Origin of the sequence: Pseudomonas uvaldensis, assembly GCF_021271205.1 — a bacterium.
In the GTDB taxonomy this organism is placed as follows: Bacteria; Pseudomonadota; Gammaproteobacteria; order Pseudomonadales; family Pseudomonadaceae; genus Aquipseudomonas; species Aquipseudomonas uvaldensis.
The window spans coordinates 60,364-82,275 of the sequence record NZ_JAIWKS010000016.1 but is presented as its reverse complement, the minus strand read 5'-3'; the positions used below and the strand labels follow the sequence as shown (position 1 = coordinate 82,275).

Below are 21,912 nucleotides of genomic sequence, written 5' to 3'. Positions count from 1 at the left end.
TGTTGAATGTGCCGACCCCTTCGCGAGCAAGCCCGCTCCCACATGACCTCTGCGTTCATCCGTGGAACCTGCCGCTGAAATCACTCGTCGGACGCAACGCCCGGGCATAGCAGAACAGGAACAGGTTGCGCACCAGTTCCTTGAGCACCGTCGGCTCGCTGGAATTGAGGCTGGTGAGGTCCAGATCTCCCTGGTCCTGCAGTTCGTTCAGGGCGTCTTCTTCTATCACCGCGCAGACTTCCCCGGTTTCCCGATGCAGAATCCTGAGATAGGGATGTGGGCGGTCCAGCCAGGCATCGATCAAATAAGTCATGGTGCTCATCTCCTTGATGGGTTCGATGAGAATAATTCTTATTCGCTAAATAGCAAGGCTCTATTTGTGTTCTGAAATTTTTTCGGACGATGGGTTGTGGCTGCTAAAACCGCAGGCATCGCTCGGGTGCGAGGAAACGCGGGCTGAAACGGGGGAGGGTGTGGCGCCATCCCACGCTGGGCGCGGGATGGAATCACAGATGAATCAGACTTTTCTGACGAACTCGGATTTGAGCTTCATCGGACCGATGCCATCGATCTTGCAGTCGATGTCGTGGTCGCCATCGCACAGGCGGATGTTCTTGACCTTGGTGCCCACCTTGACCACCAACGACGTGCCCTTGACCTTGAGGTCCTTGATCACGGTGATGGTGTCGCCGTCCTGCAGGACGTTGCCGACCGAATCCTTTTTCACCGTGTCCTCGGACGCCGCCTCAGCTTCACCGCTGGCGGACCATTCGTGGGCACACTCCGGGCAGACCAGCTGGGTGCCGTCTTCGTAGGTGTATTCGGAATTGCATTTCGGGCAGGGAGGCAACGTGCTCACTAAGGTTCCTTGAGTGTCAGGAGGGCAAAAGGGCGCACATTATATAAGGTTTTGCGAAGGGAAGGGCAGGCATGACTCTCTAAATGTGGGAGCGGGTCGCTCCCACAGAGTACTTTGTTGCAATCAGTGAGTGCGAGCCACCGCAAACTCGCTCAGCTCAACCAGTGCATCACGGTATTCGCTGGCCGGCAGGGCATCGAGGCATTTGATGGCGCGGGCAACATAGTCGCGAGCGAGTTTCGCGGTGTATTCCAGCGAGCCGGACGCTTCGACCGCTACGCGGATGCTTTCCAGGTCTTCGATCCCGCCTTTCTGGATGGCCTGGCGTACCAGCGCCGCCTGTTCCGGCGTGCCTTCGCGCATGGTGTAGATCAGCGGCAGGGTCGGCTTGCCTTCGGCCAGGTCGTCTCCGACGTTCTTGCCCAGGGTTTCGGCATCACCCTTGTAGTCCAGCAAGTCGTCCACCAGTTGGAAGGCCACGCCCAGGTGATCGCCAAAGGTGCGCAGCGCTTCGCTCTGTTCGGCGGTGGCGCCGGCCAGGGCAGCCGCGCTGTGGGTGGAGGCTTCGAAGAGCATCGCGGTCTTGCCGCGGATGACCTCCATGTACGTTTCTTCCGTGGTGCTGGCGTCGCGCACCTTGGACAACTGAAGGACTTCGCCCTCGGCAATGATGCGGGTCGCCTGGGACAGAATCTTCATGACCGGCATCGAGCCCAGCTCGACCATCATCTCGAACGAGCGCGAGTACAGGAAGTCGCCCACCAGGACGCTCGGCGCGTTGCCCCACATGGCATTGGCGGTCGAGCGGCCACGGCGCATGCCGGACATGTCGACCACGTCATCGTGCAGCAGGGTCGCGGTGTGCAGGAACTCGATGGTGGCGGCCAGCAGGCGCAGATCGTCGCCTTCGCGGCCCAGGGCCTTGCCGCACAAAAGCACCAATAAAGGACGCAGGCGCTTGCCGCCAGCCGAGGTGATATAGTCGCCGATCTTCGAGACCAGCGGCACTCGGGAAGTCAGCTGCTTCTTGATGATGCCGTCGACGGCACTAAAATCGTCCGCCACTGCGCGGTAGAAAGCTTGGGGTTGCATCAGCGACAGGCGCTCCAGAAGGGTTGCGCGGCATGCTAGGACCCATGTCCGGGGCTGTCAAGGCACGATGGACGGCTACTTGCAAGGCTCCGTTGGCTTGCGTACAATCGCGCACCCTGAACTTCCTGGGCAGCACCTGCCTTACGCAATTGCATCCCGGGCCTTCCAGCCCATGCAGCCATGCCAGCCAATACCTTTTTCTATAAAGCGCTGGGTGAGCAGGATTATCGGAGAAATACCATGTCGTACGCAGTAATCGTTACTGGTGGCAAGCAATACAAGGTCGCCCCAGGTGAATACCTGAAGATCGAAAAACTGGAAGTCGCCACCGGCGAATCCGTGACTTTTGATCGTGTTCTGTTGGTCGCCAATGGTGACGATGTGAATATCGGCGCTCCAGTCGTTGCTGGCGCTACCGTTGTGGCTGAAGTGATCTCCCAAGGTCGTCACGATAAAGTCCGCATCATCAAGTTCCGTCGTCGTAAGCACCACATGAAGCGTATGGGCCACCGCCAGTGGTACACCGAGATCAAAATCACCGGTATTCAGGCTTAATTTCAGCCTAATTCCTCACTAGGAGAATTGAACTCATGGCACACAAAAAAGCTGGTGGTAGTACCCGTAACGGTCGCGACTCAGAAGCCAAACGCCTTGGCGTGAAGATGTATGGCGGCCAGGCTATCAAAGCAGGCAACATCATCGTGCGTCAGCGCGGCACCCAATTCCACGCTGGCTACGGCGTGGGCATGGGCAAGGATCACACCCTCTTCGCTAAAATTGAAGGCGTGATCAAGTTCGAAGTAAAAGGCGCCTTCGGTCGTCGTTACGTAAGCGTTATCGCAGCTTAATTGCGAGCTCGCTGGAAAAGCCCTGTCTTGCGACGGGGCTTTTTCGTTTGTGGGGTGAGTCTCTTGCAAAGCTGTTTGTATGGGCTGTCGGCGCTGCAATTGGGGCGTGAATCAGGCCGCTGCGCTCATTTTTGCAAGAGTCTTATGTCTTGTTTTTTCGGCTCGTCCATATGACGAGAGGCGTGTGTCATGAAATTTGTTGATGAAGTATCGATTCGAGTAAAGGCGGGCGACGGCGGCAATGGCTGCATGAGTTTCCGTCGGGAAAAATTCATTGAAAACGGCGGTCCGAACGGTGGTGACGGCGGCGACGGCGGCTCGATCTTCATGGTCGCCGACGAAAACCTCAATACCCTGGTGGATTACCGTTACACCCGGCACTTCGATGCCGAGCGTGGTTCCAATGGCGGCAGCACCGACTGCACCGGCAAAAAGGGCGAGGATCTGATCCTGCGCGTGCCAGTGGGTACCACGGTGATCGACTCCGCCACCCAGGAGGTCATTGGTGATCTGACCAAGCCGGGCCAGCGCTTGCTGGTGGCCCAAGGGGGGTGGCATGGCCTGGGTAACACCCGTTTCAAGTCCAGTACCAACCGTGCGCCGCGCCAGACCACGCCAGGCAAGCCAGGCGAGCAGCGTGACCTGAAGCTGGAAATGAAAGTGCTGGCCGACGTGGGGCTGTTGGGTCTGCCGAACGCGGGCAAGAGTACGTTCATTCGCTCGGTTTCGGCTGCCAAGCCCAAGGTTGCCGACTACCCGTTCACCACCCTGGTGCCAAACCTGGGCGTGGTCAGTGTCGATCGCTGGAAAAGTTTTGTGATCGCGGATATTCCAGGTCTGATCGAAGGTGCTTCCGATGGTGCGGGCCTGGGGATTCGCTTCCTCAAGCATTTGTCCCGCACTCGCCTGTTGCTGCACCTCGTGGACATGGCGCCTCTGGATGAAAGCAATCCCGCCGATGCCGCCGAAGTGATCGTCAGTGAGCTGGCCAAATTCAGTCCGGCCCTGGTCGAGCGGGATCGTTGGCTGGTGCTGAACAAATGTGACCAGATCCTTGAGGAAGAGCACGAGGAGCGGGTCAAGGAAATCGTCGACAGGCTGGAGTGGGACGGTCCGGTTTACGTGATCTCGGCCATTGCCAAGGAAGGTACCGAGCGTCTGTGCCATGACATCATGCGTTATCTGGAAGACCGCGCCGACCGGCTGGCCAATGATCCTGTCTACAAGGAAGAATTGGCTGAGCTCGACCAGCGTATCGAAGACGAAGCGCGTGCGCAGTTGCAGGCGCTGGATGACCAGCGTGCCTTGCGTCGCAGTGGCGTGAAGTCGGTCCATGACATCGGTGATGATGATTGGGATGAAGAAGACGTGGATGACGAGGACGGTCCGGAAATCATTTACGTACGCGACTGACATCAAAGGTGTGCCTGGCTCCTGTGGGGGCGAGGCTTGCCCGCGATGACAGTATATCTGGCGAGGCGCGGTGTTATCATCGCAGTCAGCCGGTTCCCAGGCGCCGCTCATTCGAGCGGCGTTTTGGTATCTGTAGAACGCAAATACGAATAATCCCATGGGCGGCGCTGGGTCGCGCCGTTCGCTGGCAAAGGTTGAAGAAAATGCGGAGCAAGGTGACGGGTGCGCGGCGTTGGGTCGTGAAGATCGGCAGCGCACTGCTGACGGCGGATGGCAAGGGGCTGGACCGCAAGGCTATGGCGGTGTGGGTCGAGCAGATGGTGGCCTTGCATGAGGCTGGCGTCGAGCTGGTATTGGTCTCTTCGGGGGCGGTGGCGGCTGGCATGAGTCGCCTGGGCTGGACGTCGCGACCCAGCGCGATGCACGAATTGCAGGCCGCCGCTGCCATCGGCCAGATGGGGTTGGTGCAGGCCTGGGAGTCCAGCTTTGCCGAGCATGGACGCCATACGGCACAGATCCTGCTGACCCATGATGACCTGTCCGACCGCAAGCGCTACCTCAATGCCCGTAGCACTTTGCGTGCGTTGGTGGAGTTGAAGGTCATTCCGGTGATCAACGAGAACGACACCGTGGTCACCGACGAAATCCGTTTCGGCGATAACGATACCCTGGCTGCGCTGGTGGCGAACCTGGTGGAGGCGGATTTGCTGGTGATCCTCACGGATCGCGATGGCATGTTCGACGCCGATCCGCGCTCCAATCCCGATGCCAATCTGATCTACGAAGCCCGCGCCGACGACCCGGCGCTGGATGCGGTGGCTGGCGGTACCGGTGGTGCCTTGGGTCGCGGCGGTATGCAGACCAAGCTGCGTGCGGCGCGGCTGGCGGCGCGCTCCGGGGCGCACACCATTATTGTCGGTGGACGTCTGGAGCGGGTGCTGGATCGCCTGAAAGCGGGCGAGCGCATCGGTACGCTGTTGTCGCCTGAGCGTGGCATGCTTGCCGCTCGCAAGCAGTGGCTGGCGGGGCACCTGCAAACCCGTGGCACGTTGGTGTTGGATGCTGGTGCCGTGTCGGCGCTGTCTCAGGGCAATAAAAGCCTGCTGCCGGTGGGGGTGAAGCTGGTCCAGGGTAGCTTCCGTCGTGGCGAAATGGTGGTTTGCGTGGCGCCGGATGGTCGTGAGATCGCTCGTGGCCTGGCCAACTACAGCGCTCTGGAAGCGCAGAAAATCATCGGCCAGTCGTCAGATGCGATTGTTGGCCTGTTGGGCTACATGGCTGAGCCGGAACTGGTTCATCGTGACAACCTGATTCTCGTCTAAGGAAAATTCATGGGTGTGGCAAAAGGATTGATCGGCTTGCTGCTGGCGTTGCCGCTGCTGGCCTCGGCCGAGGAAATCGGCCAGGTGTCGACGGTATTCAAATTCGTCGGGCCGAACGACCGGATCGTGGTCGAGGCGTTCGACGATCCCAAGGTGGATGGGGTGACCTGCTACCTGTCGCGGGCCAAGACCGGCGGTGTAAAGGGTGGATTGGGCTTGGCGGAGGATCGTGCCGAGGCGTCCATTGCCTGTCGCCAGGTCGGGCCGATCAGTTTCAAGGGCGAGCTCAAGGACGGTGAGGAAGTCTTCCGGGAGCGCACGTCGCTGGTGTTCAAGACCATGCAAGTGGTGCGTTTTCTCGACAAGAAGCGCAATACGCTGGTGTATCTGGTCTACAGCGACCGGGTGATCGAAGGCAGTCCGCAGAATGCGGTGACGGCTATTCCGATTTTGCCGTGGGCTCGCGCTCAATAGTCAGAATATAAATAAACCTGTGGAAGCAAGCCTTGCTTCCACAGGTTAAATCGCAGGCAATAAAAAACCGACCCTGGGGTCGGTTTTTTAACGAGCGTGTCGCTTAGGCAGCAGCGGCAACGTTCAGGGCCTTTACGTGGCCATTCAGGCGGCTCTTATGGCGAGCAGCCTTGTTCTTGTGGATGATGCCTTTATCGGCCATGCGGTCGATAACAGGCACAGCCAGAACGTAAGCAGCTTGGGCTTTTGCAGCGTCTTTTGCGTCGATGGCCTTGACTACGTTTTTGATGTAGGTACGAACCATGGAACGCAGGCTGGCGTTGTGGCTGCGACGCTTCTCAGCCTGTTTTGCACGTTTTTTGGCGGAAGGTGAGTTGGCCACCGTCGAGCTCCTCGAAAGACTTTTTGGGAAATAGCAAACAAAATAGGCCGCGAATCATGCCGATGAGTTGAGGTCTTGTCAAGGGCGGGTGACGCGTTCCGCTGAATGGCAGGTACGGCGCACCGGATGATTTCTTTCCGGCGTGCGACCTGTAAACTCGCGGGCTTTGGCGCTGTGCTGTTGGCGGCGCGGAGTATCGCACAAGTGGGCGCGTAGTTCGCCTGCTGTTTATCGACAGGCAAGAACTCTTTTCATGAATCTGCTCAAATCGTTGGCCGCCGTCAGCTCTATCACGATGCTTTCCCGTGTCCTGGGGTTCGTTCGCGATACGTTGATCGCACGGATCTTCGGTGCCGGGATGGCCACTGACGCCTTCTTCATCGCCTTCAAGTTGCCCAACCTGCTGCGCCGGATTTTCGCCGAAGGGGCCTTTTCCCAGGCTTTCGTGCCGATCCTGGCGGAATACAAAAGCCAGAAGGGCGACGAGGCGACTCGCACCTTCATTGCCTACGTCAGCGGTTTGCTGACCCTGGTGCTGGCGTTTGTCACGGCGGCCGGCATGCTCGCCGCGCCCTGGGTGATCTGGGCGACGGCGCCGGGGTTCACCAACACCCCGGAAAAATTCCAACTCACCAGTGACCTGTTGCGGGTGACCTTTCCTTATATATTGCTGATCTCCCTGTCGTCCTTGGCTGGCGCGATCCTCAATACCTGGAACCGTTTCTCGGTGCCGGCGTTCGTGCCGACCCTGCTCAATGTCAGCATGATTGTATTTGCGGTGTTCCTGACGCCGTATTTCAATCCGCCGGTGATGGCCCTGGGGTGGGCGGTGCTGGTGGGCGGGTTGGCGCAACTGCTGTATCAACTGCCTTATCTGAAAAAGATTGGCATGCTGGTGCTGCCACGGTTGAATCTGCGCGACAGCGGCGTCTGGCGGGTACTCAAGCAGATGTTGCCAGCGATCCTTGGCGTTTCGGTAAGTCAGATTTCCCTGATCATCAACACGATTTTCGCCTCGTTCCTGGTGGCCGGCTCGGTGTCGTGGATGTATTACGCCGACCGCCTGATGGAGTTGCCGTCCGGGGTTCTGGGCGTAGCGCTCGGCACGATCCTGCTGCCGACCCTGGCCAAGACCTACGCCAGCCAGGATCGCCAGGAATACTCGCGCATTCTCGATTGGGGCCTGCGGCTGTGTTTCGTGCTGGTGCTGCCGTGTGCCCTGGCGCTCGGGATCCTGGCCGAGCCCCTGACCGTTTCACTGTTCCAGTATGGCCAGTTCAATGCGTTCGATGCCGCCATGACCCAGCGGGCCTTGATCGCTTATTCGGTGGGGCTGCTCGGGATCATCCTGATCAAGGTGTTGGCGCCAGGCTTCTATGCCCAGCAGAACATCCGCACGCCGGTGAAGATCGCCATTTTCACCCTGGTGATGACCCAGTTGTTCAACCTGTTGCTGATCGGTCCGCTGGCTCACGCCGGCTTGGCCCTGGCGATCAGTATCGGTGCCTGCCTCAACGCCGGCCTACTGTTTTACCAGTTGCGCAGGCAGAAGATGTATCAGCCGCAACCGGGATGGGGCAAGTTTGGTCTCAAGCTGCTGGTGGCCGTGGGGGTGATGTCGGCGGTCCTGCTCGCGGGAATGTATTTCATGCCGGCCTGGGGTGGGGGGCAGATGCTGGAACGTTTCCTGCGCCTGGGCCTGCTGGTCGTGGCCGGTGTAGTGGCATATTTCGGCATGTTGCTGCTGCTGGGGTTCCGTCTGCGGGACTTCAATCGCAAGGCCTTGAGCTGACGACGGGCCGCGGGCGGGTAGCGGTTTTGTCGGTTCGATCACTTTGGGTTACGGTGTTGCCTGTCGTTGGCCGTCGGGTGTGGTTATAATCGGCCACTTTATGAGCAAGAAGCGCGTTATGCAGCTGGTTCGAGGCCTCCACAACCTGCGTCCCCGGCATCGGGGCTGTGTCGCCACCATTGGCAACTTCGACGGTGTTCACCGTGGCCACCAGGCTATCCTGGCGCGGTTGCGTGAGCGTGCGCTGGAGTTGGGCCTGCCCAGCTGCGTGGTGATCTTCGAGCCGCAGCCCCGGGAATTCTTTGCCCCGGACACTGCGCCGGCCCGTCTGGCCCGGTTGCGGGACAAATTGCAGTTGCTGGCTGCCGAAGGCATCGACCGGGTCCTGTGCCTGGCCTTCAACCAACGGCTGAGCCAGCTCAGCGCGGCCGACTTTGTCGAGACCATCCTGGTGGACGGTCTTGGCATCAAGCATCTGGAGGTCGGTGACGACTTCCGTTTCGGTTGCGACCGGGCAGGGGATTTCACGTACTTGCAGCAGGCCGGTATCGCCCATGGCTTCACTGTCGAAGCGGCGCAGACCGTCGAGATGGATGGCTTGCGAGTCAGCAGCACCCAGGTTCGCAACGCCCTGGCGGCCGCCGATTTCGCATTGGCCGAACGCTTGCTCGGGCGGCCTTACCGGATCGCGGGACGGATCCTGCACGGGCAGAAGCTGGCGCGCCAGTTGGGAACGCCGACTGCCAACGTGCAACTCAAGCGCCGTCGCGTGCCATTGACCGGTGTGTACCTGGTAAGTGTCGAAATCGACGGCAAAACCTGGCCCGGTGTCGCCAATATCGGCGTACGCCCCACGGTCCAGGGAGATGGCAAGGCCCATCTCGAAGTACATGTTCTGGATTTTGCCGGCGATCTGTATGACCGGCGTTTGACGGTGGTTTTCCACCATAAGCTGCGTGAAGAGCAGCGTTTTGCCTCTCTGGAGGCGCTCAAGACGGCGATCCATGCCGATATCGCCGCCGCCCGTGCCCTTGTCGCAACCAGCGCCAATCGCTAATGAAGAGCCTTAAATGACCGACTATAAAGCCACGCTAAACCTTCCGGACACCGCCTTCCCAATGAAGGCCGGCCTGCCTCAGCGCGAACCACAGATTCTGCAGCGTTGGGACAGCATTGGCCTGTACGGAAAGTTGCGCGAGATTGGCAAGGATCGTCCGAAGTTCGTCCTGCACGACGGCCCTCCGTACGCCAACGGCACCATTCACATCGGTCACGCGCTGAACAAGATTCTCAAGGACATGATCGTCCGCTCCAAGACCCTGTCGGGTTTTGATGCGCCTTATGTCCCAGGCTGGGATTGCCACGGCCTGCCGATCGAGCACAAGGTGGAAGTGACCCACGGCAAGAACCTGGGCGCGGAGAAGACCCGCGAGCTGTGCCGTGCCTACGCCACCGAGCAGATCGAAGGGCAGAAGTCCGAATTCATCCGCCTCGGCGTACTGGGCGACTTCGCCAACCCGTACAAAACCATGGATTTCAAGAACGAAGCCGGCGAAATCCGTGCCCTGGCGAAAATCGTCGAGGGCGGCTTCGTGTTCAAGGGCCTCAAGCCGGTGAACTGGTGCTTCGATTGCGGTTCGGCCCTGGCCGAGGCGGAAGTCGAGTACGAGAACAAGAAGTCGTCGACCATCGACGTGGCGTTCCCGATCGCCGACGAAGACAAGCTCGCCAGTGCTTTCGGCCTGGGCAAGCTGAGCAAGCCGGCCGCCATCGTGATCTGGACTACCACCCCGTGGACCATTCCGGCCAACCAGGCGCTGAATGTCCATCCGGAGTTCAACTATGCCTTGGTTGACGTGGGCGACAAGCTGCTGGTGCTGGCCGAAGAGCTTGTCGAATCCTGCCTGACCCGCTATGGCCTGGAAGGCTCGGTGCTGGCCACTGCGCCGGGTTCGGCGCTGGAGCTCATCAATTTCCGTCATCCGTTCTATGACCGCCTGTCGCCGGTGTACCTGGCCGACTACGTGGAGCTGGGTGCGGGCACGGGTGTGGTTCACTCCGCGCCGGCCTATGGCGTGGACGACTTCGTGACCTGCAAGAAGTACGGCATGGTCAACGACGACATCCTCAATCCGGTCCAGAGCAACGGCGTATACGTGCCGTCCCTGGAATTCTTCGGTGGCCAGTTCATCTGGAAAGCCAACCCGGCCATCGTCGACAAACTGACTGAAGTCGGCGCGCTGCTGCACACCACTGTCATCGAACACAGCTACATGCACTGCTGGCGCCACAAGACTCCGCTGATCTACCGCGCCACCGCGCAGTGGTTCATCGGCATGGACAAGCAGCCCACCAGCGGCGAAACCCTGCGTCAGCGCTCGCTCAAGGCCATCGAAAACACCAGGTTCGTTCCGGCCTGGGGCCAGGCGCGCCTGCACTCGATGATCGCCAACCGTCCGGACTGGTGCATCTCCCGCCAGCGCAACTGGGGCGTGCCGATTCCGTTCTTCCTGAACAAGGAAAGCGGCGAGCTGCACCCGCGCACCGTCGAGCTGATGGAAGAAGTGGCCAAGCGCGTCGAAGCCGAGGGCATCGAGGCCTGGTTCAAGCTGGACGCCGCCGAGCTGTTGGGCGATGAAGCGCCGCTGTACGACAAGATCAGCGACACCCTGGACGTCTGGTTCGACTCCGGTACCACCCACTGGCACGTGCTGCGCGGCTCGCACCCGATGGGCCACGAGGCCGGCCCGCGTGCCGACCTTTACCTGGAAGGTTCGGACCAGCATCGGGGCTGGTTCCATTCGTCCTTGCTGACCGGTTGCGCCATTGATGAGCATGCGCCGTACCGCGAACTGCTGACCCATGGTTTCACCGTGGACGAGGCCGGCCGCAAGATGTCCAAGTCCTTGGGCAACGTGATTGCGCCGCAGAAAGTCAACGACACCCTGGGCGCCGACATCATGCGCCTGTGGGTCGCGTCCACCGACTATTCGGGCGAGATGGCGGTTTCCGAGCAGATCCTGCAGCGCAGTGCCGACGCCTACCGGCGTATCCGCAATACCGCGCGCTTCCTGCTCTCGAACCTGACCGGCTTCAACCCGGCCACCGACCTGCTGCCGGCCGAGGACATGCTCGCCCTGGACCGCTGGGCCGTGGATCGTACCCTGCTGCTGCAACGCGAATTGCAGGAGCACTACGGCGAATACCGCTTCTGGAACGTCTACTCCAAGATCCACAACTTCTGCGTGCAGGAGCTGGGTGGTTTCTACCTCGACATCATCAAGGATCGCCAGTACACCACCGGCGCCAACAGCAAGGCCCGTCGTTCATGCCAGACCGCGCTGTTCCACATCAGCGAGGCGCTGGTGCGCTGGATCGCGCCGATCCTGGCGTTCACTGCCGATGAGCTGTGGGAATACCTGCCGGGCGAGCGCAACGAATCGGTGATGCTCAACACCTGGTACGAAGGACTGACCGAATTGCCGCAAGGTTTCGAGCTGGACCGTGCCTATTGGGACCGGATCATGTCGGTCAAGGCCGCGGTCAACAAGGAAATGGAAATCCAGCGTGCGGCCAAGGCCGTAGGTGGCAGCCTGCAGGCCGAAGTGACCCTCTATGCCGAAGAGGCTTTGGCCACCGACCTGGCCAAGTTGGGTAACGAGCTGCGCTTCGTATTGATCACCTCCACCGCCAGTGTCGCCCCGTTGGTACAGGCACCGGTCGATGCGGTGGTCACTGAAGTGGCCGGCCTGAAGCTCAAGGTGGTCAAGTCGAGCTTCGTCAAGTGCGCCCGTTGCTGGCATTGCCGCGAAGACGTCGGCGTGAACCCGGAGCATCCGGAAATTTGCGGTCGTTGCGTCGATAACATCAGCGGCAGCGGTGAGGTTCGCCACTATGCCTAATGCAGCAGGCCGTTTCGGACGGCTGAGCTGGCTCTGGTTGAGCGTGCTGGTACTGGTCATCGACCAGGCCAGCAAGTTCTACTTCGAAAGCTCGCTGACCCTGTACCAGCAGATCGTGGTCATTCCCGACTACTTCAGCTGGACCTTGGCCTACAACACTGGCGCGGCCTTCAGCTTCCTGGCCGACAGTTCGGGCTGGCAGCGCTGGCTCTTTGCACTGATCGCGATAGCGGTCAGCGGTGTGCTGGTGGTCTGGCTCAAGCGGCTGGGTCGCAACGAAACCTGGCTGGCCGTGGCGCTGGCCCTGGTGCTGGGTGGCGCGCTGGGCAATCTCTACGACCGCATTGTCCTGGGCCACGTGATCGATTTTATCCTGGTGCATTGGCAGACCCGCTGGTATTTCCCGGCGTTCAACTTTGCCGACAGCGCCATCACCGTGGGCGCCGTGATGCTCGCGCTGGATATGTTCAAGAGCAAGAAAACCGGAGAAGCCGTCCATGACTGAGCAGCGCATCGCTCAAAACACTGAAGTGAAACTTCACTTCGCCCTGCACCTGGAAAACGGCGACACCGTCGACAGCACCTTCGACAAGGCCCCGGCCGTGTTCAAGGTCGGTGATGGCAACCTGCTGCCAGGCTTCGAAGCGGCGATCTTCGGTTTCAAGGCCGGTGACAAGCGCACCGTAGTCGTTGCGCCGGAAAACGCCTTTGGTCAGCCCAACCCGCAGAACGTGCAGACCATGCCACGCTCTCAGTTCCAGGACATGGAGCTGTCCGAAGGCCTGCTGGTGATTTTCAACGACGCCGCCAATACCGAACTGCCGGGCGTGGTGAAGGCATTTGACGACGCCCAGGTGACCGTGGACTTCAACCACCCGCTGGCGGGCAAGACCTTGAACTTCGAAGTGGAAATCCTCGACGTCAAGGCGGTTTAAGCACTGTTCGATTGGCTGTGTGGGCGAGCCTGTGGGAGCAAGGCTTGCCCGCGATGCAGGCGACACGTTTCAACTGAAGGATCGTGTCATCGTTCATCGCGAGCAAGCTTTGCTCCCACAGATTCGCTCCCAAATGAGATACCCATTGTTCCTGGCAAGTGATCAGTCCTTGCGCAAGACACGAGGCACAGCATGCAAATCAAACTCGCCAACCCCCGTGGCTTCTGCGCCGGGGTGGACCGGGCGATCGAAATCGTCAACCGCGCCCTGGAAGTCTTCGGGCCGCCCATCTATGTGCGCCATGAAGTGGTCCACAACAAATTCGTCGTCGAAGACCTGCGCAGTCGCGGGGCCATTTTCGTCGAGGAGCTGGACCAGGTGCCGGATGATGTCATCGTGATTTTCAGTGCCCACGGGGTTTCCCAGGCCGTGCGGACCGAAGCCGCTGGCCGTGGCCTGAAGGTGTTCGACGCGACCTGCCCGCTGGTGACCAAGGTACATATCGAAGTGGCCCGCTACAGCCGCGACGGCCGTGAATGCATTCTGATTGGCCACGAAGGGCACCCGGAAGTCGAAGGCACCATGGGGCAGTACGACGCCAGCAATGGCGGCGCGATCTACCTGGTCGAGGATGAGGAAGACGTGGCGGCCTTGCAGGTGCGTAACCCGGAAAAACTGGCCTTCGTCACCCAGACCACCTTGTCGATGGATGACACCAGCCGCGTGATCGACGCCCTGCGTACGCGCTTCCCGGCTATTGGCGGGCCGCGCAAGGATGATATCTGCTACGCCACCCAGAACCGTCAGGATGCGGTCAAGCAATTGGCCGACGAGTGCGATGTCGTACTGGTGGTCGGTAGCCCGAACAGTTCCAATTCCAACCGCTTGCGTGAGCTGGCCGAGCGCATGGGGACGCCGGCGTACCTGATCGACGGTGCCGAGGACATGCAACGCAGCTGGTTCGAGGGCGTCGAGCACATCGGTATTACCGCCGGTGCTTCAGCACCGGAGGTGTTGGTGCGTGGCGTGATCCAGCAATTGCAGGCCTGGGGCGCCACCGGGGCCGACGAGCTGGCCGGTCGCGAGGAAAACATCACCTTTTCCATGCCCAAGGAACTACGGGTCCGCTCCCTCCTTTAACTCGCATAGCGCCTGCTCGGCCTCCTTGCTGCGCAGGCTGACGCGCCCGGTACGCGACAGCACCACCTGGTGGTGGCTGACCGGCTGGTGTTTCGCGCAAATGTGTAGAGTGCCCGCTTGAAACGCGCCACTGGGCAGCAGCGCCTGCCCATGACCGGCGAACCTCACCGAATGCTTCACCGCCCAGTTGCCGATGATGCGAGCACCGCTGCTGCGCTGTATCAGCAACGCCTGGTCATCTCCGTCCTGGATGATTTGCCACCCTTGGCTCCAATCGTTGTCTATTCCTTTGATCGCCACCGTTTGGTTGCGTGTGATGGCTTCGCTTCGTGCGGTACGCAAGCCGCTGGCCAACAGGCGGGCGGCTTCCTTGCGCTCGATGGACTCGATGAGGGCTTTGTAGCCGGATCCAGCCCATGGCAGAACAATCGCGGCAATTGCCAGTCCCATGAGCAGTTCGATCAGACTGAAGCCCTGTTGGTGCATGGCGTCTCCTCCCTGGAGAGCGTGGAACGGCGTGGTAGTGCAATCAATGGTGGGGCAGGGCTTGTTGTGGCAATGGTTTGTTCTAGCTTGTAGAGGCAGGTATAGCCGACGTCGGCGGAGGGCATCGATGGATCTTCGTACAAAAGGTTTCACGCTGATCGAGGTGCTGGTCGCCCTCGGCGTGTTGCTGGTCCTCATCACGATGGCGGTGCCTGCATTCACCGGCTCGATGCAGCGCACCAAGGCCGACACCGAGATCGGCGATCTGCGCCGGGCGCTGAATTTTGCCCGCATGACCGCGATCGACCGCGGCGCCACGATACGCATTCGCCCCACGATCCTTGGCAGCGCCTGGAGCAGCGAACTGACGGTATACGACAGCACGGGCACGCCAGCCAATGTATTGCGGGTTGTTCCAGCGATGAGCAGCGGTGCGACTCTGACGCTAACCTCAGAGGTAACCCGCATTGATTTCAACAACCTTGGAGGGTTGTCGGCATCGACTACGCCGGTGACCTTCAATTATGTGCGAGGGACGCAGAGCAGGTCGCTGAGTGTTTGCCTCAACGGACGAATCGTATTGGGTGGAAGTTGCGGATGACGGATTGCAGTAAAAGGACACAGGAGGGCATGACGCTGATCGAGGTGTTGGTGGCGATGCTGATCCTCGGCGTGGGCTTGCTGGGGGCGGCAATGATCCAGCTCAATGCGCTCAAGTACACCGACAGTTCGCGCATGACCAGCCAGGCCAGTTTCATCGCTTATGACCTGCTGGACCGCATTCGCGCCAATTCCGGTGCGGACTACACCGTCACGCCACCCAGCTCGCCGAACCTCAATGTGGCGAGGGACCAGGATCTTTACGATTTCAAGACCAACATCATCGCCTTCGGCGGTGCCACGGCCACCGGCACCGTTGCACTGAACCAGCGGGTCTACACCATCACCATTTCCTGGGACGATGCGCGAGCCGCCAATACGAGCAATGCGGCCGAGGCGCGACGCAGCTTCGTGCTGACCAGCCGCGTTGCCGTCGACCCGGTGGCGACGCCATGAACAGACGCTGTCGGGGCTTCGGTCTGATTGAATTGATGATCGCGCTGGTGCTCAGCCTGGTCGTGGTGCTGGGTGTGGTGCAGATCTTCATCGCCGCGAAGAACACCTATATCAGTCAGGACGCCGCGGCGGTGATGCAGGAAGACGCTCGCTTCGCACTGAGCAAGATGCTTCAGGAGCTTCGCATGGTGGGCATGTTCGGCTGCCTGGGAAGCATCACCGATGCGTCCCAGGCAGGGGATTTCAATGCCAGCCAGGTCACGCCCATTCGCTGGGACAACGCCAACCTGAGGCTGACCCTGGTGACCGCGGATGTAGGCAGCAGTGGCGGTGTGCCGGCCTGGACCGTGGTGTCCGATTGCCGCACTTCGGCCACTGCCTACACCGGCGTGCGGGCGCCAGCGGCGGGGCAGATGGCGTTCCCGATAAGACGGTTGATCTACGGCTTCAGCAATAATCAGTTGTTGATGGGCTCCGGGCCCGGCAACCCGACCATGGCGGTGCTGGTGGATAACGTGCGGGCCTTCACCGTGACGTTCGGCGTGGCCAGCAGCGCTACGGACATCGCGGCATCGAGCTATAACAGCAATCCGTCCGACCCGGCACTGATCCGTAGCGTACGCCTGACTTTGACGCTCTTCGACCCCAGAAACGTGGTGCGCGATCAGACCTACAACGTGGTTGCCGCTTTGCGCAACCGGTTGTTGTGAGGGGCGACTCATGATGCTGACGTCCACTCGACACAACCAACGTGGCATGGCCTTGCTGGTGAGTCTCGTCTTTCTGCTGCTCCTGACGCTCATCGGCCTGTCGTCGATGCAGAGCGCCACCCTCCAGGAAAAGATGACCAGTAGCACCATGCTGCGTAACCAGTCGTTCCAGTTGGCCGAGGCGGCGTTGAGGATGGGCGAAAGCGCCGTGCAGGTGGAGACCTATTCATTGCCGGTTTGTACCACCGCGATCCAATGCGCGCCGCCGGCCGAGTCGGCGACCCTGACGGCGGCGGGGCGCAATTCCACCTCCGGGGTCAACTGGATTGCCGTTCCTGGCGGGTTCTATGGCGTGCAGAACATTGGCACCACGCTCACGGCGGTCAACGTGCCCAGCAATACGTCGGCGACCCTGTACCGGATCACGGCGGTGGCGGTGGTGGGCAATAACCAGCGCAGCGTTGTGGAGAGCGTCTATGCGAAATATTGAGGCTCTTCGTGGCTGGAGGCAGGCGCTGTGGGGCGTACTGCTCAGCCTTTATCTCACAGCTCCGGTCCATGCCTTCACGCCATCGGATTCGCCATTGCTGAGTGCAGCTGCGGTAACGCCGAACGTGATGCTGCTGATCGATGACTCGGGGAGTATGAACAACATCATCTGGGCGGCGGGGTTCGATCCAACGGCGGCGCAAACGCGCACGTATGCATGCAGCACCAGCAGCAATTGCAATGAAAGGTATGAGTTAGACCTGGACGACTCGAATATCCTGTTGCTGAGCCTGCTGCGTGGTGGCTGTTCGTCTGGCTGGTACGGTTTCTATCGCTCCGGCATTGGCCGGGTCTGTCTTCGACTTCCAGATCCCGTGGGCGGCGGTAATACCCGTTATACCGCCAGGTACCTGGCCTATCTCGTAACCTTGGCCAATGGTTCGAGCCGGGACTTCACCACAGGCGTGATCCCCTCCGACTATCGGATAAACGTGGCGCGTGACGTTTCCAACGATCTGGTCGCCAGCAACCGCGCCTTGCGCATTGGCCTGGCCACTTTCAATCCGCCCAACAGTGGGAACTCCGGCCCGGGGGGGTACATTGTCCGGGCCATCAGCGACCTATCGCCCGTCAGCGGCAGTGTTACCCAGACCCAGGCCAACTCCAACTACACAGCGCTGGTCAACGCCATCAATGGTTTGGGCGCTGTCGCGAACACTCCACTGGCCGAGAGTTACTACGAAGTCACCCGCTACTTCAGGGGCATGGCACCGTACTACAACGGCACCCCCAGCACCTACACCAGCCCGATCCAGTATCGGTGCCAAAAAAACTTCGGTGTGGTGATCACCGATGGCCTGCCCACGTTCGACCGGACGTTTCCCACTAACGACCCGCAGGCAACCTCGACGAGCGGTCCGCGCTTGCCGAACTGGGATGGCATCGGCACCAACGATGGCGACAACCTCAGTGGCGATGGCGAGGGCGACACGCTTTACCTGGACGACATCGCCAAATTCGCCTTCGACATCGACATGCGCTCCACCGGCACGGATGCCACTGGCAAGGGCTGGAACTCGACGGACTTTCCCCGACAGTACCTCAACACCTACACCGTCGGTTTCGCTGTCAACAACCAGATGCTGTCCGATGCTGCCCGTTACGGTGCTGGCCGGTATTACCCGGCGACCGACAGCGAAGGCCTTAACTCGGCTCTGTCATCGGCCCTGAGCGACATCACATCCAAGGCCGGATCAGGGGGCGGCGGCACCGCCAACAGCGCCACGCTCTCCAGCACATCCAGTTTCTACCAGACCACCTACGACCCCAAGGACTGGCACGGTACCATCCGGGCGTTCGGCTTCAACTCGACAGGCACGGTCAACACGGCGGCGGTGCAGTGGACCACCAATACCACCATCGTACCCGGCGCCACGGCGCCGATTTACCAGTCATGGAACACCGCGACCAACGTGCCGGTAACGTTGGCCTACGCCAACTTTTCGCCCGCCCAGCAAGCCAGTCTCAGCCAGAACCTGCCTACGGGGATCACCGGCAACGATCTGGTGGAGTGGAGCAAGGGCACTAACAAAACCGGCCTGAAGGTGCGCAGCCTGTTGCTGGGGGACATCATCAACTCACCCCTGGTGCTGGCCTCGCCCAATGACCAGACTGCCGCGGACCTGGTGAACGACACCAGTTACAGCACGTACCTGACAACCAAGGCCGCGAGCATGAACAGCAGCCTGGTGGTGAACGCCAACGACGGTTTCTTCAATGTCATCAACAGCGCCAATGGCACGCGCCGCTACGCCTACATGCCGTCGAGCGTACTGCCATCGCTGCAGTCCATTGCCGACGTCAACTACATCAACGGTGTCAGCCACAAGTTCCTGGTGGACGGGCAGGTCGGGGTGTTCGATACGCAATCGGGCAGCGCCTGGAAGACCGTTGCCGTTGGGGGAACAGGGGCCGGGGGCAAATCATTCTTTGCCGTTCAGCTGTACGACGCGACGGCAGGCAACACGATCCGGGCGTTGTGGGAAATCAGCGCGCCGACCGTTGCCAACACGGCGCACACTTTCAATGACCTGGGCTACGCCTACGCGCGCCCCGAGGTAGCTCGTCTGGCGGATGGTCGCTGGGCCGCCTTCATTTCCAATGGCTACGGCAGCAACTCCGGCGTGGCGGCGTTGTACGTGGTGGATATCCGTGACGGATCGTTGATCAGGAAAATCGTCATCAACAGCAGCGAGACCGATAATGGCTTGTCCTCGGTCAAGCTTCGGGTCAACTCCCAGAACGTGGTTCAGGCGGCCTATGGTGGCGACTTGAAGGGACGGATGTGGAAGTTCGACCTCAGCGGCACCTCTCCGAACACCTGGGGCGTGGCATTTGCCGGTCAACCCTTGTTCACCGCGCCGGGCGGCGCGACCCAGCCGATCACCGTGCAGCCTTTGTTGGCGGACAACCCCCAGGGCGGGGTCCAGGTGTTCTTCGGCACCGGCAAATTCAATGAAACAGCCGACAAGCTCAACAAGGACTTGCAAGCGTTCTATTCGATCTGGGATGCCGTCGGTGGCGCCGGGGCGATCACGGTGTCGAGTCTGCAGGCCCAGTCGATCACCGGCGTGTTTTCAGGCAGCACGGGGCAGTTCGTGACCACCAGCCAGACCGACGTGACTTACCCCGCGAAAAAAGGCTGGTACTTGCCTCTGGTGTACAACAACGCGTTGACCGGGGAGCGGGTCATCAACCCGGCCAACCTGGTGCTCGGGCGTGTGGTCTTCACCACCGCCGCGGTGGACACCACCGACCCCTGTGCCAGCTTCGGTACAGGCAAACTGATCGAAGTGGATGCTTTCAACGGTAAGATGCTCAACTATGCGGTGCTCGATACCAATGGGGACGGCACACTCAGCAGCCTCGATACGATCTCCGCCGGGGTGGTTTTCACCGGTGGTATCCCGACCCTGAGTGCAGTCGTCAGTGCCAACGGAGCCACCAACATGGTCGTGAACGATTCCGGAGGCGGTATTACTGACCTGCTGGGGAAAGCCGTTGGCGGCAGCCGTCGCATCATGTGGCGGCAAATACAGTAAGAGGTAGGTATGCGCAAATCCAACCGGGGTTTTACCTTGATTGAAATCATGATCGTGATCGCCATCATTGGTATCGTGATCACCGTCGGCTACCCGAGCCTGACCGAGTACATGAAAAAAGGCCGACGTACCGAAATAGCCAGTCTGCTATCGGAGCAGGCTCAGATCCTCGAGCGCTACTACTCGAAGAACAACGTGTACACCAATGCCACCGGGCTGAGCAGTGGCAATGATTTCTACACCATTACACAGACGCTGGCGGACCAGAGCTTTACCTTGACCGCCGTGCGCAAAAGCGGTTCGTCCATGGCTACGGACAAGTGTGGCGATTTCACGATCAACAACACGGGGGCGCGAAGCATGCTCAATGCCGCTGCCGGCTTGACCGCCAAGGATTGCTGGGGTCGCTGAGTTTTTCATTCGGGCGCCGTTTGCGCCCCTGTCTTATGAGTCGAATCAGAACATGACCAGGCAACAGCAAGTGGTGATTGTCGGCGGCGGAGTCATCGGCCTGCTGACGGCGTTCAATCTGGCCTCGGAAGGCCAACGCGTGGTTCTGCTGGACCGTTCCAGTGTTGGCCAGGAGTCGTCCTGGGCCGGTGGCGGTATCGTGTCGCCGCTCTACCCCTGGCGCTATAGCCCGGCTGTCACGGCACTGGCGCATTGGTCGCAGGATTTTTATCCACAGCTGGGGCAGCGTCTGCTCGCGGCCACCGGGGTCGACCCGCAAGTGCATGTTACCGGTCTGTATTGGCTGGACCTGGACGATCAGGACGAAGCGCTGGCCTGGGCCAGGCGGGAAGGGCGTCCGTTGAAGGCTGTGGATATCTCTGCTGTCCATGATGCCGTGCCGGTGCTGGGGGCGGGGTTTTCCCGAGCGATCTACATGGCCGACGTTGCCAACGTGCGCAACCCCCGGTTGGTGAAGTCCCTCAAGGCTGCCTTGCTGGCGCTGCCCAATGTCACGCTTCATGAGCACTGTGAGGTCGGCGGGTTCATCCGCGACGGTGAGCGGGTTGTCGGGGTAGAGAGTTCGGCCGGACCGATTCGTGGCGATCAAGTGGTACTGGCCGCAGGCGCCTGGAGCGGTGAGTTGCTCAAGACGTTAGGGCTGAAGTTGCCGGTCGAGCCGGTCAAGGGTCAGATGATCCTGTACAAGTGCGCGTCGGATTTCCTGTCGAGCATGGTCCTGGCCAAGGGCCGTTACGCGATTCCGCGTCGCGACGGACATATCCTGGTGGGCAGCACCCTGGAGCGCGAAGGTTTTGACAAGACGCCGACCGATAACGCGCTGCAAAGCCTGAAGGCTTCTGCGCAGCAGTTGATCCCGGCCCTGGCCGATGCTGAGGTGGTTGGGCATTGGGCGGGGTTGCGACCCGGTTCGCCGGAGGGTATCCCGTATATCGGTGAAGTGCCGGGCGTTGCGGGTCTGTGGCTCAACTGCGGGCATTTCCGCAATGGGTTGGTGCTGGCGCCGGCGTCGTGTCAGTTGTTTGCTGATTTGATGTTGGGGCGTGAGCCGGTGATCGATCCTGCGCCGTATGCGCCTGCCGGGCGGTTGTAGGCTCTGATCTGGGTGTCCTCTGGGCTGTTTTTCTGGGGGCAGTTCACTCTGTGGGAGCAAAGCTTGCTGGCGATGGCAGTGTCCGGAATTCTGTTAAGCGGGTGTATATCCATTGCTGCGGTAGCGGCTGCCTACGGTTCTGCTTTTACAGCGGGTCACTTTTGGCAAACGCCCGGAATGCCGGCCCAGCCAAAAGTAACCAAAAAGGCTCGCCCCAGCGTACGGCCCCTCGCCAAGGCTCGGGGTTCCTTCGCTCCGGCATTCATCAGGGGGGCATCGGCTCCGGTCCGCTGCGCTTGACCTCCACTCGATGGGTTCGACTGCGTCGAACGGCGCTGCGCGCCATC

Annotated in this window: 23 protein-coding genes; 18 read left to right on the top strand and 5 right to left on the bottom strand. The window is 60.5% G+C overall.

Annotated elements, in window-relative coordinates:
- Positions 1 to 55: 55 nt before the first annotated feature.
- The 3 genes from LCU97_RS25385 to LCU97_RS25375 all read right to left on the bottom strand — a co-directional run bounded on the left by LCU97_RS25385 (position 56) and on the right by LCU97_RS25375 (position 1,951).
- Positions 56 to 313 (bottom strand): PA4570 family protein, encoded by a 258-nt coding sequence (locus LCU97_RS25385; protein WP_053153642.1) that lies wholly within the window; start codon positions 311 to 313, stop codon positions 56 to 58.
- 204 nt (positions 314 to 517) lie between these two features.
- Positions 518 to 859, bottom strand: coding sequence for a zinc ribbon domain-containing protein YjdM (locus LCU97_RS25380; RefSeq protein WP_053153639.1), 342 nt, complete (start codon positions 857 to 859; stop codon positions 518 to 520).
- A gap of 123 nt (positions 860 to 982) precedes the next feature.
- Positions 983 to 1,951, bottom strand: a complete 969-nt coding sequence (locus tag LCU97_RS25375) for a polyprenyl synthetase family protein (protein WP_053153636.1) — start codon at positions 1,949 to 1,951, stop codon at positions 983 to 985.
- A 240-nt stretch (positions 1,952 to 2,191) separates the two neighbouring features.
- On the opposite strand from LCU97_RS25375, the gene rplU reads away from it, so the two are divergent.
- The 5 genes from rplU to LCU97_RS25350 all read left to right on the top strand — a co-directional run bounded on the left by rplU (position 2,192) and on the right by LCU97_RS25350 (position 6,008).
- The gene (gene rplU, locus LCU97_RS25370) at positions 2,192 to 2,506 is read left to right on the top strand and encodes a 50S ribosomal protein L21 (protein ID WP_007950961.1); all 315 of its coding nucleotides are present in this window, start codon (positions 2,192 to 2,194) and stop codon (positions 2,504 to 2,506) included.
- A gap of 35 nt (positions 2,507 to 2,541) precedes the next feature.
- On the top strand, positions 2,542 to 2,799 hold the full coding sequence (gene rpmA / locus LCU97_RS25365; RefSeq protein WP_053153633.1) for a 50S ribosomal protein L27: 258 nt from the start codon (positions 2,542 to 2,544) through the stop codon (positions 2,797 to 2,799).
- Positions 2,800 to 2,988: 189 nt separating this feature from the next.
- Positions 2,989 to 4,212, top strand: a complete 1,224-nt coding sequence (gene cgtA / locus LCU97_RS25360; RefSeq protein WP_053153630.1) for an Obg family GTPase CgtA — start codon at positions 2,989 to 2,991, stop codon at positions 4,210 to 4,212.
- Positions 4,213 to 4,415: 203 nt separating this feature from the next.
- The gene (gene proB / locus LCU97_RS25355) at positions 4,416 to 5,534 is read left to right on the top strand and encodes a glutamate 5-kinase (RefSeq protein WP_053153626.1); all 1,119 of its coding nucleotides are present in this window, start codon (positions 4,416 to 4,418) and stop codon (positions 5,532 to 5,534) included.
- A 9-nt stretch (positions 5,535 to 5,543) separates the two neighbouring features.
- The gene (locus LCU97_RS25350) at positions 5,544 to 6,008 is read left to right on the top strand and encodes a CreA family protein (RefSeq protein WP_053153624.1); all 465 of its coding nucleotides are present in this window, start codon (positions 5,544 to 5,546) and stop codon (positions 6,006 to 6,008) included.
- 103 nt (positions 6,009 to 6,111) lie between these two features.
- Here LCU97_RS25350 and rpsT read toward each other — a convergent pair whose 3' ends face one another.
- Complete coding sequence (gene rpsT / locus LCU97_RS25345) at positions 6,112 to 6,390, bottom strand: 30S ribosomal protein S20 (RefSeq protein WP_007970922.1); 279 nt, start codon at positions 6,388 to 6,390, stop codon at positions 6,112 to 6,114.
- A 253-nt stretch (positions 6,391 to 6,643) separates the two neighbouring features.
- On the opposite strand from rpsT, the gene murJ reads away from it, so the two are divergent.
- From murJ to ispH, 6 genes are all read left to right on the top strand, one after another.
- Entirely contained in the window at positions 6,644 to 8,182 is a 1,539-nt protein-coding gene (murJ, locus tag LCU97_RS25340) for a murein biosynthesis integral membrane protein MurJ (RefSeq protein WP_053153621.1), read from the top strand.
- Positions 8,183 to 8,300: 118 nt separating this feature from the next.
- A complete protein-coding gene (gene ribF / locus LCU97_RS25335) occupies positions 8,301 to 9,239 on the top strand; it encodes a bifunctional riboflavin kinase/FAD synthetase (RefSeq protein ID WP_232778063.1) in 939 nt (312 codons plus the stop codon).
- 13 nt (positions 9,240 to 9,252) lie between these two features.
- A complete protein-coding gene (gene ileS, locus LCU97_RS25330) occupies positions 9,253 to 12,084 on the top strand; it encodes an isoleucine--tRNA ligase (RefSeq protein WP_053153615.1) in 2,832 nt (943 codons plus the stop codon).
- A complete protein-coding gene (gene lspA / locus LCU97_RS25325; RefSeq protein ID WP_232778062.1) occupies positions 12,077 to 12,589 on the top strand; it encodes a signal peptidase II in 513 nt (170 codons plus the stop codon). The genes ileS and lspA overlap by 8 nt, the downstream gene beginning before the upstream one ends.
- A complete protein-coding gene (gene fkpB / locus LCU97_RS25320) occupies positions 12,582 to 13,019 on the top strand; it encodes an FKBP-type peptidyl-prolyl cis-trans isomerase (protein ID WP_053153609.1) in 438 nt (145 codons plus the stop codon). The genes lspA and fkpB overlap by 8 nt, the downstream gene beginning before the upstream one ends.
- A gap of 192 nt (positions 13,020 to 13,211) precedes the next feature.
- Positions 13,212 to 14,159, top strand: a complete 948-nt coding sequence (gene ispH / locus LCU97_RS25315) for a 4-hydroxy-3-methylbut-2-enyl diphosphate reductase (protein ID WP_053153606.1) — start codon at positions 13,212 to 13,214, stop codon at positions 14,157 to 14,159.
- Here the strand turns inward: ispH and LCU97_RS25310 are convergent.
- The gene (locus LCU97_RS25310; protein WP_053153603.1) at positions 14,136 to 14,645 is read right to left on the bottom strand and encodes a GspH/FimT family pseudopilin; all 510 of its coding nucleotides are present in this window, start codon (positions 14,643 to 14,645) and stop codon (positions 14,136 to 14,138) included. The genes ispH and LCU97_RS25310 overlap by 24 nt on opposite strands.
- 127 nt (positions 14,646 to 14,772) lie before the next feature.
- Here LCU97_RS25310 and LCU97_RS25305 point away from each other — a divergent pair, with 127 nt between their 5' ends.
- Genes LCU97_RS25305 through thiO form a run of 7 tightly spaced genes read left to right on the top strand, consistent with a single transcriptional unit; the run spans position 14,773 to position 21,565 of the window.
- Positions 14,773 to 15,246: a GspH/FimT family pseudopilin gene (locus LCU97_RS25305; protein ID WP_053153600.1), complete on the top strand. Its 474-nt coding sequence runs from the start codon at positions 14,773 to 14,775 to the stop codon at positions 15,244 to 15,246.
- The gene (gene pilV / locus LCU97_RS25300; protein ID WP_053153599.1) at positions 15,243 to 15,701 is read left to right on the top strand and encodes a type IV pilus modification protein PilV; all 459 of its coding nucleotides are present in this window, start codon (positions 15,243 to 15,245) and stop codon (positions 15,699 to 15,701) included. Before LCU97_RS25305 ends, pilV begins: the two co-directional genes overlap by 4 nt.
- Entirely contained in the window at positions 15,698 to 16,411 is a 714-nt protein-coding gene (locus tag LCU97_RS25295) for a PilW family protein (protein ID WP_053153596.1), read from the top strand. The genes pilV and LCU97_RS25295 overlap by 4 nt, the downstream gene beginning before the upstream one ends.
- Positions 16,412 to 16,421: 10 nt before the next feature.
- Entirely contained in the window at positions 16,422 to 16,901 is a 480-nt protein-coding gene (locus LCU97_RS25290; RefSeq protein WP_053153593.1) for a pilus assembly PilX family protein, read from the top strand.
- Positions 16,888 to 20,001 (top strand): pilus assembly protein, encoded by a 3,114-nt coding sequence (locus tag LCU97_RS25285; protein ID WP_232778061.1) that lies wholly within the window; start codon positions 16,888 to 16,890, stop codon positions 19,999 to 20,001. Before LCU97_RS25290 ends, LCU97_RS25285 begins: the two co-directional genes overlap by 14 nt.
- 9 nt (positions 20,002 to 20,010) lie before the next feature.
- Positions 20,011 to 20,412 (top strand): type IV pilin protein, encoded by a 402-nt coding sequence (locus LCU97_RS25280; protein WP_053153587.1) that lies wholly within the window; start codon positions 20,011 to 20,013, stop codon positions 20,410 to 20,412.
- A gap of 52 nt (positions 20,413 to 20,464) precedes the next feature.
- Positions 20,465 to 21,565 (top strand): glycine oxidase ThiO, encoded by a 1,101-nt coding sequence (gene thiO, locus LCU97_RS25275; protein WP_232778060.1) that lies wholly within the window; start codon positions 20,465 to 20,467, stop codon positions 21,563 to 21,565.
- Positions 21,566 to 21,912 lie beyond the last annotated feature (347 nt).